This is a genomic window from Spirillospora sp. NPDC049652, from assembly GCF_040675125.1.
Taxonomy (GTDB): Bacteria; Actinomycetota; Actinomycetes; order Streptosporangiales; family Streptosporangiaceae; genus Spirillospora.
The window spans coordinates 1-11,940 of record NZ_JBFAOF010000137.1 but is presented as its reverse complement, the minus strand read 5'-3'; the positions used below and the strand labels follow the sequence as shown (position 1 = coordinate 11,940).

At 71.6% G+C, this 11,940-nt stretch carries 10 protein-coding genes; 9 read left to right on the top strand and 1 reads right to left on the bottom strand.

Annotated elements, in window-relative coordinates; translation table 11 throughout:
- The first annotated feature begins 379 nt into the window (after positions 1-379).
- From AB0J52_RS12405 to AB0J52_RS12365, 9 genes are all read left to right on the top strand, one after another.
- Positions 380-1,678, top strand: coding sequence for an extracellular solute-binding protein (locus AB0J52_RS12405; RefSeq protein ID WP_500181665.1), 1,299 nt, complete (start codon positions 380-382; stop codon positions 1,676-1,678).
- Positions 1,675-2,676 (top strand): carbohydrate ABC transporter permease, encoded by a 1,002-nt coding sequence (locus AB0J52_RS12400; RefSeq protein WP_500181664.1) that lies wholly within the window; start codon positions 1,675-1,677, stop codon positions 2,674-2,676. The genes AB0J52_RS12405 and AB0J52_RS12400 overlap by 4 nt, the downstream gene beginning before the upstream one ends.
- On the top strand, positions 2,673-3,494 hold the full coding sequence (locus AB0J52_RS12395; protein ID WP_500181663.1) for a carbohydrate ABC transporter permease: 822 nt from the start codon (positions 2,673-2,675) through the stop codon (positions 3,492-3,494). Before AB0J52_RS12400 ends, AB0J52_RS12395 begins: the two co-directional genes overlap by 4 nt.
- A 70-nt stretch (positions 3,495-3,564) precedes the next feature.
- Complete coding sequence (pdxR, locus tag AB0J52_RS12390; protein ID WP_500181662.1) at positions 3,565-5,034, top strand: MocR-like pyridoxine biosynthesis transcription factor PdxR; 1,470 nt, start codon at positions 3,565-3,567, stop codon at positions 5,032-5,034.
- 109 nt (positions 5,035-5,143) lie between these two features.
- Positions 5,144-5,923, top strand: coding sequence for an ABC transporter permease (locus tag AB0J52_RS12385; protein ID WP_500181661.1), 780 nt, complete (start codon positions 5,144-5,146; stop codon positions 5,921-5,923).
- Positions 5,924-5,957: 34 nt separating this feature from the next.
- Entirely contained in the window at positions 5,958-7,019 is a 1,062-nt protein-coding gene (locus AB0J52_RS12380) for a taurine ABC transporter substrate-binding protein (RefSeq protein WP_500181660.1), read from the top strand.
- A complete protein-coding gene (locus tag AB0J52_RS12375; RefSeq protein ID WP_500181659.1) occupies positions 7,003-7,863 on the top strand; it encodes an ABC transporter ATP-binding protein in 861 nt (286 codons plus the stop codon). The genes AB0J52_RS12380 and AB0J52_RS12375 overlap by 17 nt, the downstream gene beginning before the upstream one ends.
- A gap of 19 nt (positions 7,864-7,882) precedes the next feature.
- A complete protein-coding gene (locus tag AB0J52_RS12370) occupies positions 7,883-9,652 on the top strand; it encodes an amidohydrolase (protein WP_500181658.1) in 1,770 nt (589 codons plus the stop codon).
- Entirely contained in the window at positions 9,649-10,725 is a 1,077-nt protein-coding gene (locus AB0J52_RS12365) for an LLM class flavin-dependent oxidoreductase (protein WP_500181657.1), read from the top strand. The genes AB0J52_RS12370 and AB0J52_RS12365 overlap by 4 nt, the downstream gene beginning before the upstream one ends.
- A gap of 53 nt (positions 10,726-10,778) precedes the next feature.
- Here the strand turns inward: AB0J52_RS12365 and AB0J52_RS12360 are convergent.
- Positions 10,779-11,940: serine hydrolase domain-containing protein (locus AB0J52_RS12360; RefSeq protein ID WP_500181656.1), on the bottom strand; the 1,162-nt coding region annotated here is incomplete at its 5' end.

The window sequence follows — 11,940 nt, the reverse complement described above, 5'->3', positions numbered from 1 at the left end:
GTCGGTGCGGCCGTTGAGGACCTTGGACACCGTGGCGGGGGAGACCCCCGCCTCGGCCGCGATGACGGCCAGCGTCGGCCGGGACGGCGGATCCGGCCTCTCGTCGGTGGTGCGCACGGGCACGCTGCTCTCCTCCCCGAGTAACGATTGCGAACAGTATCGCAATGTTTCGCGCTCTCCTAGTCCGCGCTGGCGCGACTTCGCCGCCCCGAAGGCGGGGCGCGGGCGGGGGCAACCGCCGCAAGTGCGCACGGGACCCTTGACCCGACGGGAACACGTTCTTAGAGTTCCACGGCAACGGAGCCTCGAAGTTTTTCGAAATGTTTCGAGTGGGACGCCATCCGCTCGGGCCGCCGCCCACCCCCTCCAGGAGACCACCATGGGCATCCCCCACCTGCCGCGCCGTTCGTTCCTGACCGCAGTCTCCGCGGGGGCGGTCGCGGTCGCCGCCGCGCCGCTGCTCGCCGCCTGCGGCGACGGCGGCTCCGGTTCGGGCGGCAAGGTCACGGTCGAGTGGCTGGACATCGCCACCACCGAGCCGTCCAAGTCGATCTATCCGAAGATCGCCAAGGCCTACGAGGCGGCGCACCCGAACGTCACGATCAAGCTCACCAACCTGGAGAACGAGGCGTTCAAGGCGAAGATGACGGCCCTCACCGCGTCCGGGAAGGTCCCCGACATCTTCGTGACCTGGGGCGGCGGCGTCCTCAAGCAGCAGATCGACGCCGGCCTCGTCAAGGACCTGACCTCGTCCGCGTCCGGCCTGCTCAACACCGTCACCCCGGTGTCGCTGAAGCCGTACCAGTTCGACGGGAAGACCTACGCCGTCCCGTACGACATGGGCATGGTCGGGTTCTGGTACAACAAGCGGCACTTCGAGAATGCCGGCATCAAGGCGCCGCCGAAGACCTGGGCGGAGTTCCTGGACGACGTCCGCAAGCTCAAGGCCGCCGGCATTACCCCCATCGCGCTCGGCGGCAAGGACAAGTGGCCCGGCATGTACTACTGGGCCTACCTCGCGATGCGCATCGGCGGCATGTCCGCGATGGAGCGGGCCGCCAAGACCAACGACTTCACCGGCCCCGGATTCGTCGGCGCCGGGCGGCACCTCAAGGAACTCGTCGACCTTCAGCCCTTCCAGCCCGGCTTCCAGAACGCCGGGTTCGACACCCCCGGCGGCGAGGCGGCCAGCGTCGGCGCGGGCAAGGCCGCCATGGAACTGATGGGCCAGTGGGCGCCGGCGGTGGAGAAGGACGCCTCCGGCAAGGGACTCGGCGACGACGAGGGCTGGTTCCCGTTCCCCGCCGTCGACGGCGGGCAGGGCGCGCCCACCGACGTCTTCGGCGGCGGCAACGGCCACGCCCTCGGCAAGGGCGCGCCCAAGGAGGCCGTCGACTTCCTCGCCTTCCTCATCAACAACGGCAACGAGCACGAACTCGTCTCCTCCGGCGCCTTCATGCCGGTCGTGAAGGGCGCCGAGAACGCGCTCACCGACGCCGGCCGCAAGCAGGTCGCCGGCGCGCTCGCCACCTCCACCGGATTCCAGCTGTACCTCGACCAGGCGTTCCCGCCGGCCGTCGGGCAGCAGGTCAACGACAGCGTCGCCGCGCTCATCGGCGGCAAGGCGACGCCCGAGCAGGTCACCCAGCAGGTGACCAAGGCGGCCAAGAGCCAATGACCGAACCGCTGACGCTGCCCGCCGCGACCGGCGACCGGCGGCGCTCCGCCCGGACCCCGTCCGGTCGGAGCGCCCGGGCGCCGCTCGGCCCGCGGCTGCGCGGCTGGGCGTCCACCACCTGGTTCCTGGTGCCGGCCCTGCTGCTCTTCTTCCTGTTCGTCCTGATACCGATCGCCGTCGCCCTCTACACGAGCCTCTTCAAGTGGGGCGGCTTCGGCCGCCCGGAGGACTTCGTCGGCCTGGACAACTACCGGCGGCTGGCGGGCGACCCGGTGTTCCGCGGCGACCTGTGGCGCGGCCTGCTGATCGTCGTGCTGTCGCTGGCCGTCCAGCTGCCGGTCGCGCTCGGCGCCGCCGTGCTGCTGAACCAGCGGATGCGGGGCCGCGCGGTGTACCGGGCGGTCTTCTTCGCGCCCTACATCCTGTCCGAGGTGATCGCCGGCGTGCTGTTCGGCATCATCTTCCTGCCCGGCAGCGGGCTCGCGGACGAACTCGTCGGCGGCCTGCCGCTGGTCGGCGGCCTCGCCGGCACCTGGTTCTCCGATCCCGGCACCGCGCTGCCCACCCTGTTCGCCGTCATGACCTGGAAGTACTTCGGCTTCCACATGATGATCTACCTCGCCGGGCTGCAGGGCGTCCCGGCGGAGGTGCTGGAGGCCGCCGCCATCGACGGCGCCGGCCCGTGGCGCCGGTTCCGCTCGGTCACGCTGCCGCTGCTCGCGCCCACCCTGCGGATCAGCGTGTTCCTGTCCGTCATCGGCTCGATCCAGCTGTTCGACCTGGTGTGGGTGACCACGACCGGCGGGCCGACCAACTCCACGGAGACGATGGCCGTCACCATGTTCCAGTTCGGCTTCAAGCGCTACCAGATGGGCTACGCGAGCGCGATCAGCGTGGCGATGTTCCTCATCAGCATGGTCTTCTCCCTGCTCTACCAGCGCTACGCGCTGCGCCGCGACCTCCAGGGCGCGGTCACCTCGGCGGGAGGAGCGCGATGAGGACCGTCCGGGGCCTGTCCCGGCACGCGCTGGTGTGGCTGCTCGGCTCCTTCGTCGTCGTCCCGCTGCTGTACGCCGTCGTCTCCGGCTTCAAGACCACGGGCGACCTCACCACGGACCCCGCCGGGCTCCCGCATCCGTGGATGGTGTCGAACTACACCGGCATCCTGGCGTCCGGCACCTTCTGGCGGCAGATCGGCAACAGCGCGCTGATCGCCGCCGCCACCACGCTGATCACCGTGGCCGCCGCCGCGCTGGCCGCGTTCGCGTTCGCCCGCTACGCCTTCCGCGGCCGCGAGTTCTTCTTCACCCTGTTCGCGGCGGGCCTGATGTTCCCGCCCGCGGTGGCGGTGCTGCCGCTGTTCGTCCTGCTGCGCTCGTTCGGCCTGCTCGACAACCCGCTGGGGGTGATCCTGCCGCAGGCCGCGTTCGCGCTGCCGATGACGCTGATCATCCTGCGGTCCTTCTTCCGGACGATCCCCGCCGAGCTGGAGGAGGCCGCCGTCATGGACGGCTGCGGCCGGTTCGGGTTCTTCTGGCGGATCCTGCTGCCGATGGCGCGGCCCGCGCTCGGCACCGTGTCGGTCCTCGCCATCGTGACGAGCTGGAACAACTTCCTGCTGCCGCTGCTGGTGCTGGGGAACCAGAAATGGCAGACGATCCCGGTCGGCATCCAGCAGTTCCAGGGGCAGTACGCGACGAACTACGCGCTCGTCATCGCCTACATCGTGCTGGCGATGGTCCCGGCGATCGCGTTCTACTCCGTCGCCGAACGCCAACTGATCGGCGGCCTGACCACCGGCGCCACAAAGGGATGACGACCGGCGCCCGCGACAGCCCGGCGCTCGTCGGCGGTGGACCGGCAGGCGGACGTCTAGGGTGGCGCGGGTGGGCCTGCTGTTTCCGCTGGGAGAAGACGAGGATGAGCCGCTGTACCGGAGGGTGCGGCGCGGACTGGAGGGGGCCATCCTCGCCGGGCGCTTCGAGGAGGGGCGGCTGCCGTCGTCGCGGGAGGTGGCGGCCGAGCTCGGGGTGTCGCGCAACACCGTGAACCTGGCCTACCAGGAGCTGATCACCGACGGGGTGGTCATCGCCCGGCCGCGGTCCGGGCACGTGGTGAACGAGGAGCTGGCGGCGCGCAGGAGAGCGCACCCGGCCGAGCAGGCCTCGCCCGGCTGGCTCGCACGGCTCGTACCGCCGCCGGGCGCGGACGACCTGCCGCACATCCGCAAGCCCGAGCACTGGGACCGCTACCGCTACGCGTTCGTCACGGGGCACCTGCCCTCCGAGGCGTTCCCCGACCGGGCCTGGCTGCGGTCCCTGCGAGAGGCGTTGCGGGGCGAACACCGGCGGTTCAGCCTGCAGGACGGCATCGACGTCGACGATCCGCTGCTGACCCGGCTCGTCTGCCGGGAGATCCTGACCGGACGGGGGATCGCCGCGGACCCCGAGCGCGTGCTGATCACCATCGGTTCCCAGCAAGGCCTGCACCTGGTGGCCGGCGCCCTGGTGGGGGAGGGCAGCCGGGTCATGGTCGAGAACCCCGGGTATCCGGACGCCCGGCACATCCTCGCGCGCGCCGGCGCCGAACTGGTGCCGGGCGAGGTGGACGACGGCGGGCTCATCGTGGACGAGCGGCTGCTGGACGTCGCCCTGGCCGTCACGACCCCGGCTCACCACTACCCGTCGAACGTCACGATGACCGGTCAGCGACGCCAGCGCCTGGTGGCGCTGGCCCGGGAGCGCGGCATCGTGCTGGTCGAGGACGACTACGACAGCGAGCTGCGGTACGTGGGCCGGGCCTCACCGGCGCTGGCCTCGCTGGATCCCGACGCCGTGATCTATCTGGGCAGCTTCTCCAAGTTCCTGGCCCCGGGCCTCCGGTTGGGTTTCGTGTCCGCGCATCCCGCCCTGATCGAGCATCTGCGGGATCTGCGCCGGTACACGATCCGGCATCCCTCCGGCCACCAGCAGCGGGCGCTGGCCTTGCTCATCGCCTCCGGCGAGTACCGGCGCGGCGTCCGGCATCTGCGCGAGGCGATGCGGGTGCGCTGGGAACGGACGGTCGCGGCCGTGCGCCTGCACCTGCCCGACTGGGTCATGCGCCCGCGCGCGGGCGGCGTCAGCGTCTGGATCGGCGGCCCTCCCGGCCTGGACACCCGTGAGCTGGCCGCGCGCCTGGAACCGCGCGGCGTCCTGATCGAGCCGGGCGACACGTTCTTCTTCGACTCGCCGGGAACCGGGGGCGGCCCGATCCCGCGCCACTGGATCAAGCTCGGCTTCGGCGCGCTGGCCCCCGAACGGATCGACGAGGGCGTGGCCGTCATCGCCGACGAGGCGAGGAAGCTGCTCGGCTAGCCATCTGGTACCCGCCGAACTGAACGAACTGGTGCTATGCACGGAGCCACTCCACCGCCTACGATCCATTTCCAACTAATTCGGTCGGTTATGTCGAAAGGGGTGCGGTGTGCTGCGAGCCGTCGCGCTGCGGGCCGGGGGAGTGCTCGCCCTGCTGGCGATCTGGTGGGGCGTCGCGGCCACGCACCTCTGGTCGGAGGTCTTCGTCCCGTCCCCCGGAGCCGTGTGGCACCAGCTCGTCCAGACGTCCACCACGCACGACGGGCAGCGCGGCTACGGCGGCCACCTCCTCTACGAACACCTGCTGGCCAGCCTGCGCCGCATCCTGCTCGGCAGCCTCTACGGCATCGTCGGCGGCATCGTCCTCGGGCTGGTCATCGGGCTGGTTCCGACGGCGCGGGCGCTTCTCGGCCCGCTGGTGACCTTCGTGCGGACGCTGCCCCCGCTCGCGTACTTCAGCCTCCTCATCATCTGGTTCGGCATCGACGAGGCACCGAAGATCGTGCTGTTGTTCGTGGCCGCCCTGCCGCCGGTCGCGGTGGCCACCGCCGACGCCGTGCGCGGTGTGCACGAGGACTACGTCTTCGCGGCCTCGTCGCTCGGCGCGAGCCGATGGCAGATCCCGCTGCGGATCGTCCTGCCCTCGATCCTGCCCGAGATGATCACGGGCGTCCGGGTCGCCGTCGGCGTCGCCTACACCACGGTCGTCGCGGCGGAGACCGTGAACGGCGTGCCCGGCATCGGCGGCATGATCCGCGACGCCCAGCGCTACACGCAGACGGACGTGGTGGTTCTCGGGCTGCTCGCGATCGGCGCCTCCGGCCTGCTCATAGACGGCCTGCTCCAGCTGGCCGAACGCCGCCTGGCGCCCTGGCGCGGCAAGTCCTGACCCCCCGTACCGCATTGACGGACAGGAAGAACCCATGAAGAAGACCTACGGCCCGGCGTTGCTCGCCACGTTCGCCACCACGCTCTCCCTGGCACTCGCCGCCTGCTCCTCTGGCACGGGAGCGGCGAAGGCCGCAGGGGTCGGCGCCGCGAACGCCGACGGCAGCCCCAAGGCGCTGCGCATCGGATACCAGCTCATCCCGAACGGCGACCTGGTCGTCAAGGACCAGCGGTGGCTGGAGAAGGCCCTGCCCCAGACGAAGATCACGTGGTCGAGGTTCGACTCGGGCGGCGACGTCAACACCGCGATGATCGCGGGGTCGATCGACATCGGCCTGGCCGGGTCCAGCCCGGTCACCAAGGGCCTGTCGGCGCCGCTGAACATCCAGTACAAGGTGCCGTGGATCTTCGATGTGATCGGGGAGAACGAGGCCCTGGTCGCCCGCGGCGCAACGGGGATCGCCGGGCTCAAGGGAAAGAAGATCGCCACCCCGTTCTCCTCGACCTCGCACTACAGCCTGCTGGCCGCGCTCCAGGACGCCGGCCTCAAGGAGACCGACGTGAAGATCGTCGACCTTGAGCCGCCCGACATCCAGGCCGCCTGGTCCCGCGGCGACATCGACGCCGCCTACGTCTGGACGCCGGTGCTGTCGGAACTGGAGAAGACCGGCAAGGTCCTCGTCACCAGCAAGGACCTCGCCGCCAGGGGCGAGGTGACGGCCGACCTCGCGGTCGTCCGCACGGCGTTCGCCGACAAGTACCCCAAGGCGCTGTCGCTCTGGCTCCAGCAGGAGGACCGCGCGATCAAGCTGATCCGCAGTGACCGGACGGCGGCCGCGGCGGCGGTGGGCCGCCAGCTCAACCTGTCGCCGGGCGACGCGTCCAAGCAGATCGACCAGCTCGTCCTGCTGGACGGCAGGCAGCAGGCGGGGGCCCAGTACCTCGGGACGGCGACCCGGCCGGGAGCCTTCGCGCAGAACCTGTACAGCGCGGCCCGGTTCCTCAAGGCGCAGCACAAGATCCCCACCGTGCCCGACCTGGACGTCTTCCAGCGTGGCCTGGCCGGCAAGGAACTCGGCGATGCGTTCCCCGGATAACCCCGCAGCGACCTCCGACAGCCACGCGACCTCCGACGGCCGGGCGGTCGCGGACGGCCGGGCGGCGGCGGTCTCGCTCGCCGCGGTCTCGGTGACGTACGGCGGCACCCGGCGGCTGGGCGGTCTGCTCAGCCGAACGGACACGGTGGACGCCCTGCGCGAGGTCGGCGCCGACATCCCGGGAGGCGAGTTCGTCACGATCGTCGGGCCGTCGGGCTGCGGGAAGAGCACGCTGCTGCGCCTGGTCGCGGGCTTCGTCCGGCCGAGCCGAGGCGAGGTCAAGGTCGCGGGTGAGCCGGTCACAGGTCCCGGCCCCGACCGCGGCGTCGTGTTCCAGCAGCCCCGGCTCTTCCCCTGGCTCAACGTGCGCCGGAACGTGGAGTTCGGCCTGCGGATGACCGGCGTCCCCGCGGCCGACCGCCGGACGCGCACCGCCGAACTGCTCGACCTCGTCGGGCTGTCGGAGGCCGCCGCACGTCTGCCGCACGAGCTGTCGGGCGGGATGCAGCAACGCGCCGCGATCGCCCGCGCGCTGGCTCCCGGCCCCGGCATCCTGCTCATGGACGAGCCGTTCGCGGCTCTCGACGCCCTCACCCGCGAGCGCCTGCAAGAGGAACTGCGCCAGATCTGGCGGCGGACCGGCACGACCGTCCTCTTCGTCACCCACAGCGTCGACGAGGCCGTCCTGCTCGGCACCCGGATCATCGCCCTCGGCAGGCGCCCCGGCCGGATCGTCCTGGACGAGACCTCCACGCTGCCGCGCGAGGAGTCCCCCCACGCCCACCCCGACTTCCTCGCCCTTCGCGAGAAGCTCGCGGCCACCGTACGCGCGGCCGCCGCCTGACCACTGGAGAACCAGCCACATGTGCACCCTGTGCTCCGACGTCGGCAGACGCGCCGTCCTCGGCGGTTCGCTGGCCGCCGTTGCCGGAGCGATCCTCCCGGCATCGCCCGCCGCCGCCGAGCAACCCGCCGCCGCGCAGCCCGTAGCTGCACGCGCCGCTCCGCCCGACACCATCTACCACGGCGGCCACGTGGTGACCATGGCGCACCATGGCCGGACGGCCGAAGCGATCGCCGTCCGGGACGGCCGGATCGTCGCGGTCGGCTCCGACCGCAGGATCCGCCGCCTGGCCACCGCCGACACCACCCTGGTCGACCTCAGGGGCCGTACGGTGCTGCCAGGTTTCGTCGACGCGCACAGCCACGCGCCGTACCCGGGGCTCGTCAGGTTGTACTACGCCGACCTGTCCAGTCCGCCGGTCGGCGCCGTCACCGACATCGCCTCCCTGGTCTCCGCGCTGAAGGGCAAAGCGGACACCGCGTCGGCAGGCGACTGGGTCCGCGGCTGGGGATACGACCAGACGCTGCTCGCCGAGGGCCGCCACCCCACCGCCGCCGACCTCGACCGCGCAAGTGGCACGCTGCCGATCTGGGCGGCGCACACCAACGGGCACATGGGCGTGGCCAACTCGGTGGCGCTCAGGCTGGCCGGCATCACCAAGGACACCACGAACCCTCCCGGCGGCGTGATCGACAAGGATCCGGCGACCGGCGAGCCGACCGGCCTTCTCCAGGAAGCGGCCCAGGGCCTGGTCGCCAGGCTCCAGCCGGGCTTCACCCCCGCCCAGCTCACGGCGGGCGCCAAGGCGACCTCGGACCTCTACACCGCGGCCGGGGTGACCACCAGCGTCATCGCCGGAGGCGGCGCCGACCTCTACGCGGCGCTGGGCGCTTGGCGAAAGTCCGGTGTGATCGGCTTCCGCAGCCTGCTCATGCTGAGCGGCGACCCGCTCGCCGGCCTGCCGCTGCCCGAGGGCACAGGGGACGAATGGGTGCGGGTCTCCGGCTTCGGCGAGTCGGTCTACGACGGATCGATCCAGGGCTACACCGGCTACCTCACCAAGCCGTACCACAAGCTCACCGGGGGACTCCCGGCCGGCTACCGCGGCTACACCAACTACAGCCCCGACGTGCTGAAGGCCCGCGTCGACAAGCTGTACGCCGACGGATACGCCATCCGCATCCACGGCAACGGCGACGCGGCCATCGACGACCTGCTCGACGCCTACGAGTCCGCCATCACCAAGCACGGACGGCGCGACCACAGGCTGCGGATCGAGCACGCCCAGACCGCTCGCGAGGACCAGCTGGACCGCATGAGACGGCTCGGCGTCCAGGCGTCGTTCTTCGTCTCGCACACCTACTACTGGGGCGACCAGCACCGCGACATCTTCCTCGGCCCCGAACGCGCCCGCCGTATCAGCCCGCTGCGCTCGGCCCGCGACCACCGCTACAGCCTGCACCTGGACTCACCGGTCGTTCCGCAGAGCCCGTTGCAAGCCGTGTGGTCGGCCGTCAACCGCATCACGCGCAGCGGCAAGGTCCTCGGCCCCGAACAACGGGTCACCCCGCTCCGCGCGCTGCGCGCCGTGACCATCGACGCCGCCTGGCAGCACTTCGAGGAGCACAGCCGAGGCTCCGTCGAGCCCGGCAAGCTCGCCGACCTGGTCGTTCTGGCCGAGAACCCGCTGACCGTCCGCCCGCACGAGATCAAGGACATCCAGGTGCTGCGGACCATCGTCGGCGGCCGGACCGTCCACACCGCCCGACCAGAGAAGGACGCCCCGTGAGATTCCACTGGTTCCTCCCCACCACCGGCGACGGGCACGACGTCCGCACGGCGATCATGAACACCGACGCGTCCCGTTCCGCGTCGCGCCCGGGCAGCGTGCGCTACCTCTCCCAGGTGGCCCGCGCCGCCGAGGACGCCGGTTTCGAGGCCGCGCTCACCCCGGTCGGCGCCGGCTGCCCCGACCCGTGGATCGTCTGCGCCGCGGTGGCCCAGCACACCGACCGGCTGAAACTGCTGGTGGCCTTCCGGCCCGGCTTCACGCTGCCCACCCTGCTCGCCCAGCAGGCCCAGACGTTCCAGGAGGTCTCCGGCGGCCGGCTCCTGCTGAACGTCGTCACCGGCGGCGACCCCGTGGAACAGCGCGCCTACGGCGACTTCCTCGACCACGACGCCCGCTACGACCGCACCGCCGAGTTCCTCCACGTCCTCCGCCGCACCTGGACGGGGAGCCCGTTCGACTTCCGCGGCGACCACTACGACATCGAGCAGGGAGGCCTGACCACACCCCTCGCCGACCCACCGCAGATCTATTTCGGCGGAGCCTCCCCGGCCGCTGAACGAGTGGCGGCCGAACACGTCGACGTCGCCCTCATGTGGGGCGAACCCCCGGCCGCGATCGCTGAGCGCGCCACCAGACTGCGAGCCGCGGCGGCCGCCCACGGGCGCACGCTGCGCCTGGGCATTCGCCTCCACGTCATCGCCCGGGACACGAGCGAGCAGGCGTGGGCGGAAGCCGACCGCCTGCTGGCGGGCATGGACCCGGCCCGGATCCAGGCGGCCCAGCGACGCTTCGCCCGCTTCGACTCGACCGGCCAGAGCCGCATGACCGCCCTGCACGGCGGCGACACGCGGAGCCTGGAGGTCTCGCCCGGCCTCTGGGCGGGCGTCGGCCTGGTCCGCGAGGGGGCGGGAACGGCCCTGGTCGGCTCCTACGCCGAGGTCGCCACCCTGATCCGCGAGTACGCCGGCCTCGGCATCGAGGAGTTCATCCTGTCCGGCTGGCCTCACCTGGAGGAGGCCTACCGGGTGGGCGAGCACCTCCTCCCGAGCCTCGCCCCGGCCACGGTCTGATCCCTCGCTCCGTTCGTGCTGCTCCGCCCGCCCCTCGCGGCGGGGGGGCGGGGTCAGGGCTGGGCGGTGACGGCTTGGATCTCTTGTTGGATGAGGTCCACGAAGGGGACGCCGTCCTGGTTGGCCAGGATGATGCCGGTCCAGCCGGTGTCGGGGTAGATGCTCCAGTTGGCGGCGCTGCCGGGATTGACTCCGGCGCGCTCGTACAGCCACTGGCCGTTGATGATGCTGACCGGGAGGGTGTAGGCGCCGAAGGACGCTTCGGCGGGGGAGACCCCGGGGGCGAAACCGCCTCCGCCCCCGGGGGCGTGGGGGATCTTGGGGCCGGTGAACAACTCGGCGTAGTGGCGGTCCAGGAGGGTGCCGTCGGCCAGGCCGCGGGCGAAGCGGACCAGGTCGGGGGCGGTGGCGAAGCCGCCGTCGCCGGGAGCGTCGATGAAGGCGCGGCCCGGGTTCTTGCCCAGTTGGTACGGGTCGGGGCTGCCCTTGTCCAGGTTCCGGACGGCGTCCACCAGGCTGCCGTCGGCCTGCCGCATGTAGGAGTGGGCGATGTGCTCGTCGGTGAGCCACTGCGGCCGGGTGTAGAACCCCGTCCCGGTCATGCCGCAGCGCTTGAAGATGTTCTGCTCGACGTAGTCCCAGTACGACATGCCGGACACGGCCTCGACGATCAGCGCGGGAATGGCGACCTCGGCGCCGGCGTGGTCGGTGGGCGTGCCGGGGGAGGCGACGGCTTTGGCCTGCCGGGCCCACTTCTCGCAGTAGTCGTGCACCTCCTCGCGGCTCTGGAAGACACGCTGCAGGTCCTCGTCGGGGCTGGACAGGCCGGACGTGCCGCTGAGCAGGTGGTGGATCGTCACCCGGTCGGCGATCTCCGCGGCGAAGCCGGACAGGTGGGCGCCGACCGTGTCCGACAGCCTCAGCTTGCCCGCCTGCGCGAGCTGAAGGATGGCGACGCCGCCGAACGGCTTGCCCGCGGAACTGAGGTTGAACGCGATGCCCTCGTGGTTCCGGATCCCCTTCTCCCGGTCGGCCATGCCGTAGCTGCGCGACAGGACCGTCCGGCCGTTGCGGGCGAGCATCACCACCCCGGAGAACCTGCCCTCCGCGGCGAGCTTCGCCACGTACCGGTCGTAGGCCCCGCCGGGCCGGGTGGCCGGCGGGAGCCCGTCGGTGTCGCCGGTGGCGTCGTCGGCGCGGGCCGGGCGGGCGGCG